We start from the raw sequence: 23,388 nt of genomic DNA, 5'->3' as shown, positions 1-23,388 counted from the left end.
TATTTCTCTTATTTTTCAAACACCGCAATCGACTCAACGTGCGAGGTATGCGGGAACATATCCATCACCCCCGCCCCCACCAAACGGTAGCCATGTTCATGCACCAATTCGTAAGTATCCCGTGCCAAGGTTGCCGGATCACACGAAACATATACAATCCGCCCCGCATTGAGCTTGCCGAAGTGGGCAATGACTTCTTTCGCGCCCGCACGCGGTGGATCGAGCAAAATCTTGTCGTAACGGTTTTTCTTCAACCACGGTTCGTGCTGCAATTTGTCGCCCATGAGATTACAAACGTGGTAATCGGTATTCATAATGCCATTGGCATGAGCCGCCGCACGCGCGCGTTCTACCATCGTTTGTTCGCCTTCCACGCCGATGACTTGCGCCGCCATTCGCGCCAATGGCAGGGTGAAGTTGCCTAAACCGCAGAACAAGTCCAGCACGGTATCGGTCGGTTCGGGCGCAAGCAATTCGAGCGCACGTGCCACCATTGCACGGTTCAGCGGCTGGTTGACTTGAATAAAGTCCAGCGGCATGAAATTAACCCGTGTGTTGAATTGCGGGTGTTCGTAGTACAGCTCTGAGGGAGTCCCTTCGACTTCGCTCAGGGGACGATAGAGGCAATGCACGGTTTCAGGGCCTTTCGGCTGCAAATATATCTGGTAGTTGAATTGCTTGCCAAACGCCAACAGCTTGGCGGTATCGCCTTCAGAAAGCTCTTCCATGTGACGGAAAATCAGCGCAGTGGCATTGTCGCCATCACCTACCGCGACTTCGATTTGCGGGATAGATTCGCGAGCATCGAGACTGGCAATCAGCGCTTGGAAGTCGAGCAAGTGTTCGCCGATGCTAGGGTGCAAAATTTCGCAACGGTTGAGTTCGGCGAGGAAACCGCCTTCTTTTTCACGGAAACCAACGAGAGCTTTGTCTTTTTTACGTACCCATTTCGCACCGAGGCGGGCTTTACGGCGGTATGCCCAGCCGTCAGCCGTCAGTGGCGCAAACACGGTTTCCGGCTCGGCTTTGCCAATGTGTTTGAGGTTGCTGAGCATGGCGCGTTGCTTGTAGCGGATTTGCGCCTCCAGTGAAATGTGCTGCCAACTACACGCGCCACAGATACCGAAGTGTTCGCACTTGGGTTCAACACGATCCGGCGATGGCGTGAGGATGGTTTCGACCTTGCCGATGTCGTGCTTTTGCTTGTGCGACGTGTAGCGGAAGGTGACGGTTTCACCCGGCAATGCGCCGTCGATGAACACGGTTTTGCCGTCAATGTGGGTGACACCTTGCCCTTCGAGAGTAAGGGATTCGATGGTGGTTTCGACTAAGGGGCTGTTCTGTACGCTCTTGGGTTTTCTGTGTCGGCTCATGCACCCGCCTCCGCTGCGGCTTCAAATATAAGCCGCCGATGATAGCACAAGCGGCAAAACGGCTTGGGAATTTGTCGTCAACATAAAAACGGGCGATATTGCTACCGCCCGCACCCCCGGTCAGTGGCTTACTTCCGACCGGTTTCGGAGGGTCTGTGAAAAACTTACTGCACCAGTGGTGAACCCGCAGCATTGAAGGCAATTCCCTCAACACCAATTTCCACACCCAATACCTGCAAGTATTGGCTCAACGCCCGCCGCGTCACCTGCTCATGCAAATACTGGCGGATGCGCGTCGCCACATGCTCATATTCCAACGGCTCGCCTTCCACACGCTGATCGACCCGCACCAGATGGAAACCAAAGCGAGTTTCCACCGGCTGTTCGGCAAGTCTGACCGGCAACCGCCATACTTGCCGCTCAAATTCCTCCACGGTTTGCCCTTTCGACAACTGCCCCAAACTGCCGCCCTGCCCCGACGACGGGCAGGCAGAATATTGCTGGGCTAATGCCGTAAAGCTGTCCGCGTCAGCTTGCAACTGCCGTAGCAATTGCGTCGCCAGAATGCGCTGTTGGTCACGTTGCTGCACATCATCCGGCGCGGCGGGCAGCAAGATATGACTCACTGCCAACAATACCGGCGTTTGAAAGCGTTGCCGATTACTCTGAAAATAGTGAAGACACTGCGCCTCTGTTGGATCGGGTACTTGCATATCCCTTTCCAACAACAGGGCTGTGCGTTCTTCTTCACTAGCGGCTTCGATACCCAGTTGTGCAGCGCGTTGTTCCAGCAAGGTTTTCACCACCAAGCTGGTTGCCGCTGCTTGCCATGCTTCATCCAATTGTGCTGCTGGGTGGTATTGCAACTCCTCCGCAATCGCCTCCTCCGTCAGCACTTGATCACCAACGCGAACTTCTTGCTCCCTCACCCCTTGCGGGGGAGGGTTGGGGTGGGGGGTATACGTTTCAACTTCCATAAATCACCCCCGCGCCCGCACGATTTGATACTGACGATTCACGTATTGCACCGGCACACTCCAGATATGCACCAAGCGCGTAAACGGGAACAGCAGGAAAATGGTCAAGCCCAGCAAAATGTGCAGCTTAAAGATAAAACCCACATCCGCCAGATGCGCCGCCGCACCGCCTTTAAAGAACACAATGGATTGCGCCCATTCCGCCAATTTCAGCATATTGCTGCCATCCAAATGCCCCAAAGTCGGAATGATCGTCAGCAACCCAAGGGTCACTTGCACCAGCAAAATACCAATCACCGCCAAGTCCATTGTTGAACCCGTAGCGCGTACCCGTGCATCATTCTTGCGACGCATGAACAGCAAAAACGCGCCATACCAGCAAGCCGCCCCTGCAATCCCACCAATGAGAATCGCCATCACTTGTTTCGTCCCCGGCGACATAAACGGTTCATACAACCAATGCGGGGTCAGCAATCCCACCAAATGCCCGAAGAAAATCACCAGAATGCCCACATGGAATAAATTACTTGCCACGCGCATTCCGCTGTTGCTCAACATCTGGCTAGACCCCGCCCGCCACGTGTATTGCGCTTGGTCGTAACGCAGCCAGCTACCAATCAGAAACACCGCACCCGCCACATACGGGTACAGCCCAAAGAAAAGTGAATCAAAGTAAGACATATCAGTTCTCCCGAAAATGCAGCGTGTGGGTTTGGTTGGTGGATTGGGTGGGTCGGCACGACGCGCCTTTGTCTTCCACAAAGGCGACCATTTCCTCTTCCCAGACCTTATCCATCGCAGCGGCGGTATCGTCGCGGGGTTCAGTTGCCACTTTACCGCGCAATTCCCCCATGTTCGGCTGGATGCCAATCATCGCCAGCAACGCATCAAACAACAGGTGGTAATTACTGCCGCGCTCCTGCAAGCGTGCCGATAACAGCGCGAGAATCGGGTGAACATCACCCAAGCCTTGCGCCGCTTCTGCTTCGCTGCGGGTGGCGAGGTATTCCAGATACAACGGGATGTAATCCGGCAATTCCTTGACACTCAATTCCAGCCCCGCGTCACTGTATTGCTGAAGTAAATCCACCATTGCCTGCCCGCGATCCCGCGATTCGCCGTGAACGTGTTCAAACAGCAACAAAGACAGCGAACGCCCGCGATCAAACAGCGCCACGTAATCTTCCTGCGCATCCAGCAAATCGCCCGTCCCCAGTTGCTGGATAAAAGCGGTCAGGGAATCGCGCAAGCTCTGCGGCAAACGGGTTTCTTCACGCACCACGTCAATCAAGGCACTCCGCGCGTCGATCAGTTCCGCCGTGGGGTAATCCATTAAGCGTGCCAGTACGGCAAAAATCTTGATCATGGCTTGACCTCCTGCTTCACGAAGTCGATTTTCTGCACCATTGTCACGGTTTGCTTGCGCCCACCGAACAGGTTGACCTCGTTATTTCCTGTGCTAGTGCCGCAACCGTCGCCGAAGCTGAAACCGCAGCCGCCGCGTTCGGGGAAGGCTTCGCGTGCCAGTTCGCGGTGACTGGTCGGAATCACGTAACGGTCTTCGTAATTGGCAATCGCGAGGTAACGGTACATTTCCTTAGCTTGCGCTTCGGACAAACCGACTTGCTCCAACGCACGGGTATCGTGGATGCCTTCCACGGTTTCCGCCCGCTTGTATTGGCGCATTGCCATCAGGCGTTTGAGTGCCAATTTCACTGGCTCTTCATTACCCGCTGTCAACAGATTCGCCAAGTAACGCACCGGAATCCGCAAGCTGTCCACGTCCGGCAATACGCCGTCATAGCCTATCTTGCCCGCATCCGCCGCTGATTGAATCGGGGAGAGTGGCGGCACATACCACACCATTGGCAAGGTACGGTATTCAGGGTGCAACGGCAGTGCCAGCTTCCAATCCATCGCCAGCTTCCACACGGGGGACTCTTGCGCGGCTTTCAGCACATTGTCAGGAATGCCGTCTTTCTTCGCCTGCTCAATTACCTTCGGGTCAAACGGGTCAAGGAATACCTCCAACTGCTTTTTGTACAAATCCTTTTCGTTGGGTGTGCTGGCGACGGACTCAATCTGATCCGCGTCATACAACAATACGCCAAGGTAACGGATACGCCCCACACAGGTTTCCGAACACACCGTCGGCATCCCCGCTTCAATGCGTGGGTAACAGAAAATGCACTTCTCGGACTTGCCGGATTTCCAGTTGTAGTAAATCTTTTTGTAAGGGCAACCACTCACGCACATGCGCCAGCCCCGGCATTTGTCTTGGTCGATCAACACAATGCCGTCTTCGTCACGCTTGTAAATTGCACCGCTGGGGCAAGACGCGACACACGCCGGATTCAAACAGTGTTCGCACAAACGTGGCAGGGTAAACATAAAGGTGTTTTCAAATTCACCGTAAATGTCCGCCTGAATCTGGTCGAAGTTTTTATCCTTGCGGCGTTTGGAAAATTCCGTGCCGAGGATTTCTTCCCAGTTTGGCCCCCATTCGATCTTGTCCATACGCTGCCCAGAAATCAGCGAGCGCGGGCGTGCCACCGGCTGATGCTTGCTATCCGGTGCGTTGTGCAAGTGTTGGTAATCGAAATCGAACGGCTCGTAATAATCGTCAATCGCGGGTAAATCCGGGTTGGCAAAGATATTCGCCAGCACCCGAAACCGCCCGCCGATGCGCGGCTCAATCTTGCCATCGGCGCGACGTAACCAGCCGCCTTTCCACTTGTCCTGATTCTCCCATTCTTTGGGATAACCGATACCCGGTTTGGTTTCGACGTTATTGAACCATGCGTACTCCATGCCTTCGCGTGAAGTCCAGACGTTTTTGCAAGTAATCGAGCAGGTATGGCAGCCGATGCACTTGTCTAAATTCAGCACCATGCCGACTTGGGAACGGATTTTCATTTTACTGCCTCCTGAATCGTGTCATTACCTTCGCCGTCCAGCCAATCGACGTTGGTCATCTTGCGCACAATGACGAATTCATCGCGGTTAGAGCCGACCGTGCCGTAGTAGTTGAAGCCGTAAGCCTGTTGCGCGTAACCGCCGATCATGTGCGTCGGTTTCGGGCAAACGCGAGTGACGGAGTTATGAATGCCGCCGCGTTCGCCGGTAATCGCCGAACCAGGTACGTTCACAATGCGCTCTTGCGCGTGGTACATCATCACCATCCCCGGCATGACGCGCTGGCTGACCACTGCCCGCGCTGCAATTGCACCGTTGGCGTTGAACAGGTCGATCCAGTCGTTATCGACAATGCCCAGTTGTTTGGCATCGTCTTCACTCATCCACACAATCGGCCCGCCGCGTGACAGCGTGAGCATCAGCAAATTGTCGGTGTAAGTAGAGTGGATGCCCCATTTTTGGTGCGGGGTAATCCAGTTCAATGCCAGTTCGGGGTTGCCGTTGGACTTTTGGTTGAGCATCGGCTTGATGGTCTTGGTGTTGATCGGCGGGCGATACACCAACATGCTTTCACCGAAATCACGCATCCAGTCATGGTCAAGATAAAACTGTTGCCGACCCGTCAAAGTGCGCCACGGAATCAGCTCGTGTACGTTGGTATAACCCGCGTTGTACGACACATGCTCGTCTTCCAGACCCGACCAAGTAGGGCTGGAAATGATTTTGCGTGGTTGTGCCACGATGTCGCGGAAGCGAATTTTCTCGTCTTCCTTGTTCAAGGCGAGGTGGGTGTGGTCAATGCCGGTAATTTTCGACAAGGCTGCCCACGCTTTCACCGCCACTTGCCCGTTGGTTTCGGGGGCAAGTGAGAGGATCATTTCCGCCGCATCAATCGCAGTGTTCAGGCACGGACGACCTTCATTCGTACCGCTGGTGTGCTGGTGGTTGAGCTTGCCGAGGAAGGCGATTTCGGTTTCGGTATTCCAGCCGATGCCTTTGCCGCCGTTACCGAGCTTTTCCATCAAGGGGCCAATGGAAGTGAAGCGGGCGTAGGTTTCGGGGTAATTACGTTCGACCGCAATCAACGCGGGCGCGGTTTTGCCCGGAATCAGGTCGCATTGGCCTTTTTTCCAGTCCTTCACGCCGAAGGCTTGACCGAGTTCGGCTGGCGCATCGTGCAACAATGGCAGTGTCACCAAATCGGTTTCCACGCCCAAATGCCCGACGCATACCCGTGAGAATTCCTTGGCAATGCCTTTGTAGATTTCCCAGTCGCTGCGTGCTTCCCATGACGGGTCAACGGCGGCGGTCAGCGGGTGAATGAACGGGTGCATGTCGGAGGTATTCAGGTCATCCTTTTCGTACCACGTCGCGGTCGGCAGCACGATGTCGGAATACAAGCAGGTGGTGGACATGCGGAAATCGAGCGTCACCAGCAAATCGAGTTTGCCTTCGGGCGCGTCTTGATGCCACTTCACTTCTTGCGGTTTCACCCCTCCCATTTCGCCGAGGTCTTTGCCTTGCACGCCGTGCTTTGTGCCCAGCAAATACTTGAGCAAGTATTCATGCCCTTTGCCGGATGAACCCAGTAAGTTGGAACGCCACACGAACAGGTTGCGCGGGAAGTTTTGCGCGTTATCGGGGTCTTCCGCCGCAAACGCGATCTTGCCGGATTTGAGGCTGGCAACGGTGTAATCCGCCGGACTCATGCCCGCATCTTTCGCGGCTTGGGCAATGCGCAACGGGTTGGTATTGAGCTGGGGTGCGGAAGGCAACCAGCCCATGCGTTCTGCCCGCACGTTGTAGTCAATCAAGTTGCCGGATTGACGCGCTTTGTTCGCCAGCGGGGAAAGGATTTCCTTGATTTCCAGCTTTTCGTAACGCCATTGGCTGGAATGGTTGTAGAAGAACGACGTGCTATTCATTTGCCGTGGTGGACGACTCCAGTCCAGCCCAAACGCCAGCGGCAACCAGCCGGTTTGCGGACGCAGCTTTTCCTGCCCGACGTAATGCGCCCAGCCACCGCCAGATTGCCCAACACAGCCGCACATGGCGAGCATATTGATCAAGCCACGGTAGTTCATGTCCATGTGATACCAGTGGTTCATGCCCGCGCCAACGATAATCATCGACTTGCCCTTGGTCTTGTCGGCGGTATCGGCAAATTCCCGCGCAATACGGATCACTTTGTCACGCGGTACGCCGGTAATTGCTTCCTGCCATGCGGGTGTGTACGGCGCTTTGGCATCGTCGAAACCTTTAGCACTGTCATCATCGCCCAAGCCACGGCTGATACCGTAGTTGACCATGTTCAGGTCGTACACCGACACCAGCAAGCCTTCGCTACCATCCGCCAAGGTCACTTTGCGGGCAGGCAACTTGTACTTGAGAATGTCTTTCAGCGTATTGCCTTGGAAATAATCGCTCGGCACACCGCCGAAATAAGGCAGTGCAACGTCTACCACTTCATCGTGACGCTCAACCAAGGACAATGACAGTTTGACATCTTCGTGGGTTTTGCCATCTTTCTGTTGCAAATTCCACTGCCCACTACCATCCCAGCGGTAGCCGATAGAACCATTCGGGGAAATGATTTCACCCGTGGCATCGTCAATTGCCACCGTTTTCCAATCCGGGTTTTGCTCTTCGCCCAAACCCGCTACGAAATCGCTGGCACGCGCAAAGCGTCCCGCTTGATAACTGCCATCGTCCCGCGCTTCCAGCAACACCAGATTCGGCCAGTCGGTGTAACGGCGCACGTAATCGGTGAAATACTCGCTAGGCTTATCAACGTGGAATTCTTTGAGAATGACGTGTCCAAACGCCATTGCCAACGCCGCATCCGTGCCCTGTTTCGGGTTCAGCCATTGGTCGGCATGTTTGGCAACTTCCGCGTAGTCCGGCGTAATCGCCACCGTTTTCGTGCCTTTGTAACGCACTTCGGTAAAGAAATGCGCGTCAGGAGTACGGGTTTGCGGAACGTTAGAACCCCACGCAATGATGTAGCTGCTGTTGTACCAGTCGGCAGATTCGGGAACGTCGGTCTGCTCGCCCCACACCATCGGCGACGCAGGCGGCAAGTCGCAATACCAATCGTAGAAGCTCAAACACACGCCACCAATCAACGACAGGTAACGGCTACCCGCCGCATACGACACCATCGACATTGCCGGAATCGGAGAGAAACCAATCACGCGATCCGGGCCGTATTGTTTGGCGGTATACACATTCGCCGCTGCAATCAGCTCATTCACTTCATCCCAGTTGGAACGCACGAAACCACCCAAACCGCGCCGGGTTTTGTAAGATTGCGCCGTGGTTGGATTTTCAACGATGGACTCCCACGCCGTGACCGGATCAGGGTTTTTCGCTTTGGCAGAACGCCACAATTCCATTAACTGGCGGCGCATCAAGGGGTATTTGAGGCGGTTCGCGCTGTACATATACCACGAATAGCTTGCGCCACGCGGACAGCCACGCGGCTCATGATTCGGCAAATCAGGGCGGGTACGCGGGTAGTCTGTTTGCTGGGTTTCCCACGTCACCAAGCCGTTTTTCACGTAGATTTTCCAGCTACACGAACCCGTGCAGTTTACGCCGTGGGTGGAACGTACCACCTTGTCGTGCTGCCAGCGTTTGCGGTAGCCGTCTTCCCAGTCGCGGCTTTCCTCGGTCATCGCCCCATGCCCGTTGGAAAATGGCGTTTGGGTACGTTTGAAAAAATTCAGGCGGTCAATAAAGTGGCTCATGGCAATCAATGCTCCCCTTTGGTTCTACGGATACCCGCCAGACGATTGCCCTGCTTTTGCGGGCCGCCTTTGGGGAAAATTTCATGCAGGTAATGATTGGTGGCAAACTCTTCACCCCACGCTTGCTTGAAGTGCTTGAGCATGTCGCGCACCGGGGCTTGCACGCCGTGTTCCTGATGGTAGTTGCGCAGGAACTCGATGATTTCCCAATGTTCGTCGGTCAGCACCAAGCCTTCACGTTCGGCGAGGGCTTCCACGAAACCTTCGCTCCAGTCATCCATGTTCTGGATGTAGCCTTCCTGATCGGTGAGAACTTGCTTGCCATCCACTTCCAACGCCAAGGTATAAATCGCGTAAGGGTTGGTTTGCAGATTGTCGTCATACTGTTGAATTGCCATGTTTAGCTCCTATTCTTAGCCCCTCGCCCCTTGCGGGAGAGGGGTTGGGGTGAGGGGTTCTTCGGTTTAAGGATTCTTGATCTCGCTGCCACTGCGCAGATAAAACCACCAGTTCAAAATCAGGCAGAGCGCGTAGAAAATCGCAAAGCCATACATCGCGTTTTCCGGTGAACCCGCTTTGATCTGGTCGCCAATCACCACCGGCGCAATGAACGAACCGTAAGCGGCTACCGCTGAAGTCCAGCCCAATACCGGCCCTGCTTGCAGGCGGTCAAAGATGACCCCAACGGTACGGAAGGTAGAGCCGTTACCAATACCGGTAGCAGCAAACAACACCACAAACGTGATCAAAAACTGGTTGAAATAGATTTCCGGGGTAGCGGACTGGTAAGCCTGCATCATGATGTAACCCGCGTAAGCAGAAGCCGCGACCATCACCACTGAAATGACTTGCGTCACGATAGATCCGCCCACCTTGTCAGAAATCCAACCACCGATGGGACGAATCAATGCCCCCACGAACGGGCCAATCCATGCGTAAGCAAATACCGCAATCGCATTCGGATTTTTCGCGTGTACCCACGCTTGCGTTGTCGCATCAAACACATGGGTATTCCCGAAAATGACATTGATGGACAGCGGCAAAGCCATTGAAAAACCAATGAATGAACCGAACGTCAGCACATACAACACGGTCATTGACCAAGTATGCTTGTTGCTGAAAATCGCAAATTGCTTGCTGATATTGGCTTTCATCTCACCAAAAGCTGCCAGTTTCATCACACCCAAGGTCAGGATGATGGTCAGTGGCAATGCAATCCACATATTGAGCACCCCTAAGCCTGTGGGTGCAGGTAAGTAGAGGTACAAACCCAAGACGGAAGTTGCCAACGCCAAGCCATACAACCACAGGATTTTGATAAACGCCGGAATCGTGCCGCCAATGTTCGGGGAAATCGGCAGCAGATTATTCATGCCAAAGAAGCCGAAAAACGCCAAAGGAATCAGGAACACCAGCCACACCAAACCCGCGTTTTGAATCCAGGTTTGTGTTCCGGCAGTAATCTTGCCCAGAATCCAGCCGGAATCTTTCGCCAGTGGCAAAGAATCACCACCCAACACACCAAACACGCCCATCGTCATCACCAAGGGAATGAGGATTTGCATGGTAGTCACACCGAAATTACCCAAACCCGCGTTCAAGCCCAATGCTGTGCCCTGCAAACGCTTCGGGAAAAACGTGCTGATATTCGACATCGAGCAGGCAAAGTTACCGCCACCGATACCGGAAAGCAGTGCCAACAATTGGAATGTCAGCAGCGGCGTATCTTTATCCTGCAAGGCGATCCCCGTGCCTAATGCCGGAATCATCAGCAAGGCCGTGGTCAGGAAAATGGTGTTACGCCCACCCGCAATACGAATGAAAAACGAAGCCGGAATCCGCAGGGTCGCGCCCGACAAACCAGCAATAGCAGTCAAGGTAAACAATTCTTCGGTCTTAAACGGAAAGCCCAGATTCGACATCTGTACGGTAATAATTCCCCACATCAACCAGATGGCAAATCCCATCAACAGACTGGGGATCGAAATCCACAAATTGCGGTTGGCAATCTTCTTGCCGGTGCTTTCCCAGAACGTGGTGTCTTCCACGTCCCAATTTTTAATATCAGTCATCAGGTATTCCTCGCGTTAAACGGTTGTGGTGAGGGACTTTGCGTGTAAATCGGCATGAACCGGGCGCACTTCGGTGAAATACATCCACATCAGCGATACCCACACGATTCCGAACATCAGCATGAAGGCGGAAGAGCGAATGCCGGTGAGATCCACCAATGCGCCAAACATGATCGGCATCAGGAAACCACCCAAACCGCCCGCCAAGCCCACCACGCCGGATACCACGCCAATGTTGTCGGGGTAATCGTCGGATATGTACTTGAAAACCGAGGCTTTACCGACAGCGAAAACCACGCCAAGGGTAAACAGGATGATGGTGAAGACGGTCGGGGTCAGCCCGAAGTGAAAGGTTTTTGCCCCATTCAGGGTTTGAATCGTAATGTCGCTTTGCGGGTAAGACAGGAAGAACAAGCACACCAGTGACACCCACAATACCCACCAAGTCATGGTGTGTGCGCCGAGTTTGTCGGAGAAATAACCACCGACCGCCCGCAACAAACCGCCAGGAATACTGAACGCGGCGGCTAAAAACGCAGCAGTTTTCAGGTCGAAACCGTATTCGCTGACATAATATTTGGTCATCCACAACGCCAGCGCAACGTAGCCGCCGAACACGATGGAATAATATTGGCTGTAACGCCACACCTTGGGGTCTTTGAATACCGCAAGCTGTTCGCGCACCGTGACCGATTTACCCACTTTGTGGCTCGGTTCGCTGAAGGTGAAAAACCAGAACACAATCGCCATAACCAGCATCAACACGGCGTAGACTTTGGGCACCATCGTCCAGCCATAGCCCACCACAATAATGGGCGCAAGCAACTTGGTGACAGCCGCGCCGGTATTGCCTGCGCCGAAAATCCCCATCGCCAAGCCTTGGCGTTCCTTCGGAAACCAGCGGGCGCAATAGGCGATACCGACCGTGAATGAACCACCCGCTACGCCGACAAACAAGCCGGTTACGAGGAAATGCCAGAATTGGGTTGCCTGCGAAATCATCCAGATCGGCAGCACCGTGGATAGCATCAGAATGGTGAACACGATGCGCCCACCGAATTTATCCGTCCACATCCCTAGCGGCACACGGATCAACGAGCCGGTCAGTACCGGTGTTGCGATCAAAATCCCGAACTGGGTTTCGTTCAGACCCAAGGTTGCCTTGATAGGAATCCCGATGACGGCAAACATCATCCAGATCATGAAGCACACCGTAAAAGCCAGCGTACTCATGATGACGACCGACCATGCCTTGTATTGCTGCGTTGCCATAATTCACCTCGTAACAAAACCGTTAGTGGTTTCAAGGTGATTCTAGGCTGATGAATTCCTGATTCTAGTGGGGGTAATGGTGGGTAAAGGATAGAAAATACCACTTTAGTGGTACATGGAAAATTATCTAAGCAACTGTTTTAATTTGAATTTTCATTAAGGCTCTGATTGGATTTTGGTGGTGGCGGCATAGAGGTGGTACACCTTCTAATCCACCATACCTTGCTGCTCGGCAATCGCCAGCAAACGCACCAAACCGATAAACGTCAGCCCTAATTTCGCAGCTTGCCGACGCGCTAGCTGGTCATCCACGATCAGCAGGGAGTTTTCATGTTGAATTGCCAGACAAATGGCTTCTTTTTCCCCATCACCTAAGCTACGGGGCAAAACCATAGAGGAGATGGCATCACTGGAGATGACTTGCAATTGTTGGCTATCAATCGCTTGCTGGATGCGCTCGCTATCTTCACCAGACTTAGCCATACATTCCCGTTGCACGTTTTGGCTACGAAGCAGGTGGCATGGCAACTACAGCAACGCTTCGGCGGAAATGCTATGATTGCCCCATGCAGCCACACGCAGGAACACCCATGAAAACTCCCTACGGCGAAAGTAACTTCAAGAAAGTCATCAGCCAAGGTTTCATCTACATCGACAAAACAGCTTACATCGCTAAGCTGGAGGATCATGGCAGCTACCACTTTCTGTTGCGCCCGCGCCGTTTCGGTAAAAGCCTGTTCATTTCGATGCTGGAACATTACTACGATGTGCAACGCACGGATGAATTCGCGGCGCTGTTTGGCAAGCTCTACATCGGTCAGCACCCAACCCCATTAAAAAACACCTATCAGGTGCTGTTCATGGAGTTCAGCGGGATTGAGACAGGTAGCCACGCACAGGTATTTAATGGTTTCAATGCCAATACCAGCCTGCACTTGCAGGCATTTCTCGAACGCTACGGCTATGGGGATGCCGCAATAGTGGGGTTGGCAAACTACCAAACACCTGCGGACAAGATGAAATATGTGTTCACCTTGGCGAGTAACCAGAAAATCCTGCTGCTGATCGACGAATACGACCACTTTGCCAACGCACTCCTCGCTGAAGACCAAGGCTTGTTCCAAAGCGTTATGGGCAAAGGTGGGTTCGTGCGTAGTTTTTACGAAACCATCAAAACGGCAACCCAACGCGGCACGGTAGACAGGCTGTTCATCACAGGCGTTACGCCGCTAATGCTTGATAGCCTAACTAGCGGTTTTAACATCGGTAAAAACCTTTCACTACACCACGACTTCAACACCGCTATGGGATTCACCCAGACCGAAGTCATTAGCCTGTTACAACCGCTGGTTGAGCAATGCAAGCTGGATGCTGACACATTACTCGGTGACATGGCGCACTGGTATAACGGCTACCGCTTTCACTCCAAAGCCACAGAAACCGTCTACAACGCCAACATGGTATTGTATTTCCTTGATAACTTCAGGATGGAGAGTTGTGCCTACCCTGAGCTGATGTTGGATGACAATATCGCCTCGGATTACCGTAAAATCATGGCGTTATTCCACATCGGCGACCGTGAAGCCAATTATCAAGTGCTGGATGAACTCATCAACGTAGGCACAGTAACCGCACAACAACAACGCAAGTTTGAACTGGATAAAGCCTTCAACCGTGACGATTTCATCAGCCTGTTAGCCTACATGGGGTTTGTCACTATCGCGGGCAGCACCTTGACCCAGACCGTCTTTACTATCCCCAATCACGTTATCCGCGAACTGTACTTTCAGTATTTCAAGGTCGAACTGGAACGCCGTAATCAAATCCGCATTCCTGATCAGGCGGTGCTGCAAGCCATTGAAACGCTGGCTTTGCACGATGACATCCAACCGCTGATCAATGAAATGCAAGGCGTTTTGCAGCTACTGTCCAACCGTGATTTTGTCAAAATGGATGAAAAACACGTCAAAACGCTCTTACTGACGTTGCTTTACCAATCTCCGGTGTACTTCATCCAGAGCGAACGTGAAATGAATCAGCGTTACCCCGATATTTTACTGCTGGAACGCAGCCCCTATAGCGTTCCACATCAGCATTTGATCGAACTGAAATACGCGAAAAAATCTGCCAAAGCTGAAGGTTGGAATGCCAAGCGGCAAGAAGGCATTGAGCAGGTACACGAGTATTTGCAATTACCGACCATTGCGGTGCTTCCCAAACTCAGCGTGTGGGTAGTACTCACCAATGGAGAAGATGTCGAGGTCGTGAAAGAAAAGTGAACCGCATTCTGTGGAAAAAACTCCCAAATTCCTTGCTGCTACGGCTGGGCGGGATGATCGCTGCCATCACGGTTCTGGCGATTGTCGGCATGTCCACGTCATGGATGGTCGCGGAAACCACCCAAGGCAACGGCGAAGCCATCAACGTTGCCGGAAGTTTGCGGATGCAAAGCTGGCGCATGGCATCATTCTACCAACGCATCCTGCATGACCCCAACCCCACGCACCGCAGCGACTTGCAGCAAGCCATCCAACGCTTTGAAACCGATTTGGCGGCGAACTCGATCCTCTCCGTATTGCCCGCCGACGAAACCACCCCGCTCAAACAAGTGTATCGGCAAGTCGAAACCGACTGGCAACAACGCATCAAACCCGACCTCATTCCCTTGCTGACCACGAGCACCACCACTGCCGCCGATACCGCGTTACTTGATGCCATCCCGCAATTCGTTGCCCACATCAATGATTTGGTCAAGCAAATTGAAGAAGCCACCGAAGCCAAAATTTTCGTGTTACGGGTCATTTTAGGCGTTGCCGTGATTGGCACGATCCTCGCCGTCATCCTCTCCATTTACTTGGTCAATAACATTCTCGTCACCCCGCTCAAAGGGCTATTGGGACTAACCGACCAGATTCGCCAAGGCAATCTCGCAGTGCGTACCGAACTCGGCGGTGAAGACGAAATCGGGCAATTGGGAAAAGCCTTTAACCTTATGGCAGAAGATCTCTCCAAACTTTACCAAGACCTTGAAGCACGGGTCGAACAAAAAACCGCCGAACTTACCCGCAGCAACCGTTCGCTGGATTTGCTGTACCGCTCCATCACCCGTTTGCACGGCATTGCCCCCGACCGCGCCGTTTTCCACAACGTGTTGAAAGATGCCGAAGCGGTGCTGGGCTTGGGCAATGGCACGATTTGCCTCAAAGAAGACAACGACCAACAAGGCGATGTCGTCGCCACCACCGCCAGTGATGGCAAAAGCCCCCTGTGCCAACGCGCCAACAGTTGCGCCGAATGCCACGACCCGCACGCCGCCCGCATGGACACGCTCCCCGACGGTCGCCAAATCTTGCGGATGCCGCTTACCGATGCAGAAAAACGCTACGGCATGTTAGCTGTCGATGTCCCCGCCAACACCACCGCCGAACGCTGGCAAGTGCAATTGCTGGAAGCCCTGTCGCGCCACATCGGTGTCACCATTGCCTCCGAACAACGCAGCGAACAGCACCGCCGCGTTTCCTTGCTGGAAGAACGTGCCGTCATCGCCCGCGAACTGCACGATTCCTTGGCGCAATCGCTGGCGTACATGAAAATCCAAGTCAGCCGCTTGCGCACTGCTGTAAAAAATCCGGCGGATACCACCGAAGTCACCGCCGCGTTGGAAGAATTACGCGATGGACTCAACAGTTCCTACCAGCAATTGCGCGAGTTGCTCTCCACCTTCCGTTTGCGTATGGAAGACGACGATTTAGGCATGGCACTGGCACAAACCACCACCGAATTTGCCGAACGCGGCAACTTGCCGATTGCGCTGGAGGTCAGTCTAGGCAACCTCAACCTGACCCCCAACGAAGAAATTCACCTGTTGCAAATCGTGCGCGAAGCCTTATCCAATACCCTCAAACACGCGCACGCCAGCCAAGCGTGGGTATCGTTGCAACGCCAAGACGATAACAATAGCCTGCAATTGCGCATCGAAGATGACGGCGCAGGTATCCAAAAAACCGCCAACCTGCACCATTACGGCATGGCGATTATGGACGAACGCGCCCGCGCCTTGCATGGCATACTGCAATATTTACCGCGCACGAACGGCGGTACTTGCGTACAACTCGATTTCACCCCCAAAACAAGGATTGTCCATGCCGCCTGAAACCCCGCAAAGCCTGCTGATCGTGGACGATCATCCCTTGTTTCGCAAAGGCGTGCGCTATTTGGTCAATATGGTTCCTGATTTCATCATCGTCGGCGAAGCCTCCTACGGGCAGGAGGGCATCAACATGGCATTGGAGCTTGCCCCTGACATGATCCTGCTCGACCTGAACATGAAGGACATGAGCGGCATTGAGGTGTTGAAAGTCATCAAAGCCTCTGGCAGCGATGCACGGGTAGTGATGCTGACCGTTTCCGATCAGGCGAGTGATTTGGTGGCAGCGTTACGTGCGGGTGCAGACGGCTATTTGCTCAAGGAAATGGAACCCGAAGATTTGGTGGAAAAGCTGGCGGAAGCGGCAGCAGGCCGGATTACCCTGACCGAACGCCTGATCAACTTGCTGGCACACGCCATGCGCCACGACGCGATTCACCCCAAAACCAGCTCCGAAGCCGGTTTGACCGAGCAGGAACAGCGTATTTTGGAGCGGATCGCGGCAGGCAAAAGCAACAAACTGGTCGCGAGGGAACTGGGCATTACCGAAGGCACGGTCAAAGTTCACGTTAAGCATTTACTACGCAAACTCAACCTGCGGTCGCGGGTAGAAGCAGCGGTGTGGTTTGTGGATCAGCAGGAATAGTAAGCACGAATAAATTATCGCCAAACCAATGCAGCTTATTTAAAAAGAGCTAATATCTAGGCAAGAGCATTTAACCCCATTTTGCTATCCAAAACGTATAACCATACTGGCATGGTTGTTTTATCAAAAAAGCAATCGTGGCAGACATAGGCTTAAAAGTATTGTCCTAATTTACTTGGTCATTACAACCCAAAACCACAAAACCGTGAAACTAGCATGAGGCAATACGCGAATGCGTCCATCCATATCCTCTTTTCGTCCATTGGCACTACTCCTGTTGTTGATTCCATTCCTGAACGGATGCAGTGATAAAACCCCATCTGAGAAAACAGCGATACAGGAACCAAAACAAACCACTCAGGCCACCGAGGCAACCGCAGAAAACTTACTAGCAAAAGCTCAGCAAGCGGCTGTAGATTACAGCTTAGGCGACCAGCGCATTGCACGAGCCAGCGAGTATTTTGAGCAAGTCCTCAAGTCTGGCAGAACGGCAGAACACCTGCTTGACTATGCTGAATTTTTACGAGCAAACAATCAGTACCGGGAAGCGGAAAACCTCTACAATGAAGCACTAACCAGCTACCGCCAGCTAACCAAAGGCAATCCAGCGGCTTACACTCTAACGATAGCAGGCATACTCAGCGACCTTGGCATCGTAGTATCAGCAGACAGCCAGCGGCGTGAGGAAGCTGAAGCCCTGTTTCGCGAAGCACTGACTAACTATCGTCAACTTGCCCAAGGTGTTTCAAAGGATGTGGACTTTGTAGTAATCGACCCAGATCAATCAGAGCTGATGCACCCAACGGTATACATATCTTTTGTGGCAATGACCCTGAACAATCTTGCTATCTTGGTAGCGGCTGATAGCCAGCGGCGCGAGGAAGCCGAAGCCCTCTACCGCGAGGTACTGGCCATTTACCGTCAGATGCCCACGGCAATCCAGCCAGCTTACGCACACGCAGTGGCAACGGCTCTAAGCAATCTCGGTAACTTAGTAGCAAATAACAGCCAGCGGGGTGACGAAGCCGAAGCCCTTTTTCGTGAGGCACTGGTCAGCTACCGCCAACTTGCCGAAGACAAGCCGGAAGTGTATTTGCCGGATGTGGCAATCGCGCTGAACAACCTTGGCAACTTGGTGAAAAAAGACAGCCAGCGGAGTGACGAAGCTGAAACCCAGTACCGTGAAGCCTTGGATATCCGTCGTCAACTTGCCAAAAACAACCCTGATGTGTACTTACCGGCCGTGGCAACAACGCTAAGCAACCTTGGCACTGTGGTGGCAACCAACAGCCAACGGTTGAAAGAGGCTGAAGCCTTGTACACCGAAGCCCTCACTATCCAACGCCCGCTTGCCCAGTATAACCCGGTGGTCTATCAGCCTGCTTTGGCAGCCACACTGCATAACCTTGGTAATTTAGTGTCTGCGGACAACCAGCGACGCGAGAAAGCCAAAGCTTTTTATACCGAGGCACTGGACATTTACCGCCCGCTTGTCCAGTACGACCCAGCGGTATACCAACCTGAGATTGCAGAGACACTGTGGGTCTTTGGGTCGGCTTATCTGGATTGGGACGAACCCACTGAAGCCCTGCCACTGTTGCAAGAAGCCGTCGAGCTGTATGCCCCTTTAGCCAAACAGCACCCGAAAATTTTTGAGGGTAAATACCATTCCACACTGGAGTTACTAGAACAAGCTACTAAGGCAACAGCAACCGATTGGTTGGTAAAAGCGCAGCAAGCAGCAGAGGATTACAGCTTAGGCGACCAACGTATTGCACGAACCAGTGAGTATTTTGATCAAGTACTTAAAGCAGAACGTACTCCTTACCACCTGTTTGTTTACGCCCATTTTTTGCAAGACAACAATCAATATCAGCAAGCAGAGACATTGTACCGCGAGGCACTGGATAGCTATCGCAAGCTTGCTAAAAGCGACCCAGCAGTATACCAGTCTGATGTAGCGAGTACGCTGAACAACCTTGGCATCTTGGTGGCAGCAGACAACCAGCGATTTAAGGAAGCAGAAACCCTGTACACCGAGGCACTGGATTACTACCGCACGCTTGCCAAGGACAACCCAGCGTCCTACCAGCCGAACGTAGCGCATACGCTGAACAACCTTGGCATCTTGGTGGCAGCAGACAGCCAACGATTTAAGGAAGCAGAAGCCCTGTACGCTGAAGCCCTAGCTATCCGCCGCAAGCTTGCCAAGGAAAATCCGATACTTTATCAGCCGGATATGGCAGGCTCGCTTAACAATCTTGGTTTGTTGTTGACAGCCGACAATCAACGACGCAATGAAGCAGAAGCCTTTTACACTGAGGCATTAGACTGTTACCGCAAACTTGCCAAAGATAATTCAGAAACATATCAGCCAGAGATAGCAAGTACGTTAACCAATTTGGGTATTTTAGTATCAGCAGACAGCCAGCGACGTAAGGAAGCGGAAACGTTGTACACCGAAGCATTGGGCATCGACCGCACACTTGCCAAGGATAACTCGGCGGTACACCTGCCTGCTGTGGCGACAACATTAACTAATCTTGGCGGCTTGGTGGTGGCAGACGGTCAGCGGTTTAAGGAGGCCGAAGCCCTATACACGGAAGCTTTAAACATTCGCCGCACGCTTGCTAAAGATAATCCAGCGGTATACCAACCTTATGTAGCAACAACGTTGAATAACCTTGGCAATGTAGTATCAGAAAATCGCCAACGAAGTAAGGAAGCAGAAGCGTTGTATACGGAAGCTTTAAACATCCGCCGCGCACTCGCCAAAGATAGCCCATCGGTGTACCAACCTGCTGTGGCAAGTACGCTTGGCAATCTTGGTAGCTTGGTGGCAGAGGACAGCCAGCGGTTTAAGGAGGCTGAAGCCCTGTATAGCGAAGCCCTCGCCATCCAGCGGACGCTTGCCAAGGATAATCCAGCAGTATATCAGCCGGATGTAGCAACAACGTTGACGAATCTTGGTAGCTTGATAGCAGAGGACAGCCAGCGGTTTAAGGAGGCTGAAGCCCTGTATACGGAAGCCCTCGCTATACGCCGCACACTTGCCAAGGATAGCCCAACAATATATCAAAATGATGTAGCGAGTACGCTGAACAACCTTGCTAACTTAGTATCAGAGGACAACCAGCGGCTTAAGGAAGCAGAAACATTGTTCTCCGAAGCACTCGCTATCCGCCGTGTGCTTGCTAAAGACAACCCCGTAATTAATCAGCCAGATATGGCAATGGTACTTAACAACCTTGGCATTTTGGTAGCAAATGATAGCCAGCGGCGCGAGGAGGCCGAAGCATTGTACACGGAGGCTCTCGCCATCTACCGTGCGCTTGCCAAGGACAACCCATTGGTCTACCTGCCCGATGTAGCGAATACCTTGAAGTCCTTCGGCAAGTCAAACCTTGAATGGAATGAACCTAACCAAGCCATCCCACTCTTGCAAGAATCTGTTCAACTACTTGAACCTTTTGCAGAGCAAAATCCGAAGGTTTTTGAGGAAAAATACAACTACACGCAGCAATTGCTGAAACAAGCCAAAGCAACAAAACTGTGAAACTAGCATGAGGCAATACGCGAATGCACCTATTCAGCACTCGCAAGCAGGGAAAAAACACTAGGGATCGGATCACCCAGATATAACCCCATTTTTATCCTGCTAGCGTTTTTGTAGGGGCTGTTGCAGGGGCTATTGTAGAGTGGTCGCTGTTGGGGTGGGGATGGCTGGTGACCGGCATGGTAATGTTAGCGATCATTTCTTCATTGCTTACTATCAACGATAGTGGTACTAGTGGCTGTGGAGGTGGTGGAGGTAGCGGCGGTGGGAGTCATGGAGGCGGCGGGGGGGTGGCTGCTAAGGTAATTGACGCAGACGTCACCGCGCATAATGGAACCGCTGCCGTAAGATAAGGCAGTTGGCGCATTAAATAGGGTTGGGTTCCCCCCACAATCCCGCTATCATGCGGCGTAATGACTTTTATGCGCAGGACTCGCCTTACATGATAGCTAATTTCGACCACCTTCCCGAACACGTTCTGGCACGCGCTCGCAATACCCAACTGGTCATTTTCGACATTGACGGTGTATTGACCGACGGTAGTCTGTTTTATGGTGATGACGGGCAAGAATACAAAGCCTTCAACTCTAAGGATGGGCACGGTATCCGTATGTTGCTGGAAAGCGGGCTGGAAATGGCACTGATCACCGGGCGACAATCCGAACTCGTCCTACACCGTGCCGATAACCTAAAAATTCCCCGTAATCGTATCTGGCAAGGCTACCGCGATAAGCGCCCAGCGTTTGCTGACTTGCTCGCCCAAACAGGTCTTAAACCGGAAAATATTGCCTATGTTGGTGATGACGTGGTGGATTTACCCGTCATGGCGCAGGTTGGTTTTGCTATCGCGGTCGGTGATGCGCATTACTATGTCAAAGAGCACGCGCATTGGGTGACACAAACCCATGGCGGGCGTGGTGCAGGACGCGAAGTTTGTGAAATGCTGTTACATGCTCATGGCAAATTGCAAGCCAAACTGGCAAGCTATTTGACATGAAACATGTCATCACGCTGATCGTCGTCTTGCTCCTGATTCTGCTGACCACCCAAGTTGAAGATTATTTGAGCAAAACCGATCTTGGGCGCGTCACCATGCAAAAAGATCAGATTGACTATTACCTAGTGGATTTTTCCATTATGGCAGTCGAGGCAGATGGCAACATCAGTTACGAGCTTTCCGGGCAGCATTTGTCGCATTGGCAAGGTAAACGTCAAAGCCGTATTATCGCCCCAGAAATCAATACCAGCGCCGGATTCAAGCTACAGTCAGACCATTTGTTGTATGATCAAACGACACGGGAAATTTCTACCGATGCCGACGTATTCATTACAGCACCCAACGGCACGATGCAATCAACCGGGCTTACCGCTAAACTCGATGACAACTTACTGAGATTTGATTCAAATGTGCGCTCAACTTACCAGGTTAAATAAATGGCTGTTGTGCCTGCTACTCGCGGGTATTACCTCCACCGCTCACGCCCTGAAATCGGATGTGGAAGCGCCGGTACAAATCGAAGCCGATTCCGCTGTATTTGACAAAATGGCAGGTACTGCTACTTATGAGGGCAACGTTTCCATCAAACAGGGAACCTTGGAAATCCTTGCCACCCGCATTGAGATTAACGCCCCCAATAATGAAATTGTCAGTATTTTTGCCATCGGAGTACCCGTCAGCCTCAAGCAAAAAATGGACAATGGCAAACTCGCCAGCGGCAAAGCCCGTGAAATGCACTATCTGGTCAAGGAAAAACGCCTAATCCTCGACGGTGACGCCGAACTTTTGCAAGACCAAGACCGTTTTACCAGCAACCATATCGAATACCTCACCGGCACAGGTCAGCTCAAAGCAGGCGGCAAAGGCAAAACCGGGCGAGTATCCGCCGTGTTTTACCCCACCAACAAAGCTGCCGAATGAATACCCTAGCTGCACATAACCTGCAAAAAAGTTATAAAAAACGCCAAATTCTCAAAGGTGTGGATTTGCACGTTAACAATGCGGAAGTCGTCGGCTTATTAGGGCCAAATGGTGCTGGCAAAACCACTTGCTTTTACATGATTGTGGGCTTGGTAGGTACTGATGAAGGCCAAGTGTTGCTCAACGATAAGGACATCACCGCGCAAGCCATGCACGAACGCGCCCGTGAAGGTATCGGCTATCTAGCACAGGAAGCCAGTATCTTTCGTAAACTGACCGTAGCACAAAATATCATGGCAGTACTGGAGTTGCGTAAAGATCTGAATCACAGCCAACGCCAAGACAAAGTGAATAGCTTGCTGGAAGAATTCCAGCTAACCCATATCCGTGACAGCCAAGGCATTAGCTTATCGGGTGGCGAACGCCGTCGTGCTGAAATTGCCCGTGCACTTGCCAGTGACCCAGCCTTTATCTTGCTAGACGAACCTTTTGCTGGGGTTGACCCCATTTCTGTTCTCGAAATTCAAAAGATCATCCGTCATCTGGTCACTCGTGATATTGGTGTACTGATTACTGACCACAATGTGCGGGAAACGCTGGGGATCTGCCACCGCGCCTATATTCTCAGCGAAGGGAAAATTCTGGTCGAGGGTTCACCCGACACCATCTTACAAGATGAACAAGCGCGGCGCGTTTATCTTGGTGAACATTTCAAACTGTGAGTCAGGTGTCATTCACCCCGACTATCGCATCTTTGCACTG

The 23,388-nt window shown here is 52.5% G+C and carries 18 protein-coding genes; 8 read left to right on the top strand and 10 right to left on the bottom strand.

Translation table 11 applies throughout. From position 1 onward, the window contains the following. Positions 1–8: 8 nt before the first annotated feature. From rlmD to QJT81_07390, 10 genes are all read right to left on the bottom strand, one after another. Entirely contained in the window at positions 9–1,373 is a 1,365-nt protein-coding gene (rlmD, locus tag QJT81_07435; GenBank protein ID WGZ95812.1) for a 23S rRNA (uracil(1939)-C(5))-methyltransferase RlmD, read from the bottom strand. Between the two features lie 164 nt (positions 1,374–1,537). Continuing rightward, positions 1,538–2,350 carry a peptidylprolyl isomerase gene (locus QJT81_07430; protein WGZ95811.1) on the bottom strand — a complete coding sequence of 271 codons (813 nt, stop codon included), beginning with the start codon at positions 2,348–2,350 and terminating at the stop codon, positions 1,538–1,540. Between the two features lie 3 nt (positions 2,351–2,353). Beyond that, a complete protein-coding gene (gene narI / locus QJT81_07425; GenBank protein WGZ95810.1) occupies positions 2,354–3,031 on the bottom strand; it encodes a respiratory nitrate reductase subunit gamma in 678 nt (225 codons plus the stop codon). Position 3,032: 1 nt separating this feature from the next. Then, the gene (gene narJ / locus QJT81_07420; protein ID WGZ95809.1) at positions 3,033–3,716 is read right to left on the bottom strand and encodes a nitrate reductase molybdenum cofactor assembly chaperone; all 684 of its coding nucleotides are present in this window, start codon (positions 3,714–3,716) and stop codon (positions 3,033–3,035) included. Next, positions 3,713–5,266, bottom strand: coding sequence for a nitrate reductase subunit beta (gene narH, locus QJT81_07415; protein WGZ95808.1), 1,554 nt, complete (start codon positions 5,264–5,266; stop codon positions 3,713–3,715). The genes narJ and narH overlap by 4 nt, the downstream gene beginning before the upstream one ends. Then, positions 5,263–9,015: a nitrate reductase subunit alpha gene (locus QJT81_07410; protein WGZ95807.1), complete on the bottom strand. Its 3,753-nt coding sequence runs from the start codon at positions 9,013–9,015 to the stop codon at positions 5,263–5,265. Before QJT81_07410 ends, narH begins: the two co-directional genes overlap by 4 nt. A 5-nt stretch (positions 9,016–9,020) precedes the next feature. Then, positions 9,021–9,413 (bottom strand): TusE/DsrC/DsvC family sulfur relay protein, encoded by a 393-nt coding sequence (locus QJT81_07405; protein WGZ95806.1) that lies wholly within the window; start codon positions 9,411–9,413, stop codon positions 9,021–9,023. A 66-nt stretch (positions 9,414–9,479) separates the two neighbouring features. Continuing rightward, positions 9,480–11,087, bottom strand: a complete 1,608-nt coding sequence (locus QJT81_07400) for an MFS transporter (GenBank protein WGZ95805.1) — start codon at positions 11,085–11,087, stop codon at positions 9,480–9,482. A 15-nt stretch (positions 11,088–11,102) separates the two neighbouring features. Continuing rightward, positions 11,103–12,359, bottom strand: coding sequence for a nitrate/nitrite transporter (locus tag QJT81_07395; GenBank protein ID WGZ95804.1), 1,257 nt, complete (start codon positions 12,357–12,359; stop codon positions 11,103–11,105). Between the two features lie 207 nt (positions 12,360–12,566). After that, positions 12,567–12,842, bottom strand: a complete 276-nt coding sequence (locus QJT81_07390; protein WGZ95803.1) for a hypothetical protein — start codon at positions 12,840–12,842, stop codon at positions 12,567–12,569. A 107-nt stretch (positions 12,843–12,949) separates the two neighbouring features. On the opposite strand from QJT81_07390, the gene QJT81_07385 reads away from it, so the two are divergent. The 8 genes from QJT81_07385 to lptB all read left to right on the top strand — a co-directional run bounded on the left by QJT81_07385 (position 12,950) and on the right by lptB (position 23,348). Further along, a complete protein-coding gene (locus tag QJT81_07385; protein ID WGZ95802.1) occupies positions 12,950–14,638 on the top strand; it encodes an AAA family ATPase in 1,689 nt (562 codons plus the stop codon). Then, the gene (locus QJT81_07380; protein WGZ95801.1) at positions 14,635–16,512 is read left to right on the top strand and encodes a type IV pili methyl-accepting chemotaxis transducer N-terminal domain-containing protein; all 1,878 of its coding nucleotides are present in this window, start codon (positions 14,635–14,637) and stop codon (positions 16,510–16,512) included. The genes QJT81_07385 and QJT81_07380 overlap by 4 nt, the downstream gene beginning before the upstream one ends. Then, complete coding sequence (gene narL / locus QJT81_07375; GenBank protein ID WGZ95800.1) at positions 16,502–17,152, top strand: two-component system response regulator NarL; 651 nt, start codon at positions 16,502–16,504, stop codon at positions 17,150–17,152. Before QJT81_07380 ends, narL begins: the two co-directional genes overlap by 11 nt. A gap of 232 nt (positions 17,153–17,384) precedes the next feature. Continuing rightward, positions 17,385–20,708 carry a tetratricopeptide repeat protein gene (locus QJT81_07370; protein WGZ95799.1) on the top strand — a complete coding sequence of 1,108 codons (3,324 nt, stop codon included), beginning with the start codon at positions 17,385–17,387 and terminating at the stop codon, positions 20,706–20,708. Between the two features lie 442 nt (positions 20,709–21,150). Then, a complete protein-coding gene (gene kdsC, locus QJT81_07365; protein ID WGZ95798.1) occupies positions 21,151–21,705 on the top strand; it encodes a 3-deoxy-manno-octulosonate-8-phosphatase KdsC in 555 nt (184 codons plus the stop codon). Further along, positions 21,702–22,142, top strand: coding sequence for an LPS export ABC transporter periplasmic protein LptC (lptC, locus tag QJT81_07360; GenBank protein WGZ95797.1), 441 nt, complete (start codon positions 21,702–21,704; stop codon positions 22,140–22,142). Before kdsC ends, lptC begins: the two co-directional genes overlap by 4 nt. A 7-nt stretch (positions 22,143–22,149) precedes the next feature. Further along, entirely contained in the window at positions 22,150–22,626 is a 477-nt protein-coding gene (gene lptA / locus QJT81_07355) for a lipopolysaccharide transport periplasmic protein LptA (GenBank protein WGZ95796.1), read from the top strand. Next, a complete protein-coding gene (gene lptB, locus QJT81_07350) occupies positions 22,623–23,348 on the top strand; it encodes an LPS export ABC transporter ATP-binding protein (GenBank protein ID WGZ95795.1) in 726 nt (241 codons plus the stop codon). The genes lptA and lptB overlap by 4 nt, the downstream gene beginning before the upstream one ends. The last annotated feature ends 40 nt before the right edge of the window (positions 23,349–23,388 follow it).

The sequence above is a fragment of the Candidatus Thiothrix putei genome, from assembly GCA_029972225.1.
Lineage (GTDB): Bacteria > Pseudomonadota > Gammaproteobacteria > Thiotrichales > Thiotrichaceae > Thiothrix > Thiothrix putei.
Note: the sequence above shows the minus strand (reverse complement) of the source record. Positions and strands in the feature narration are given on the sequence as shown.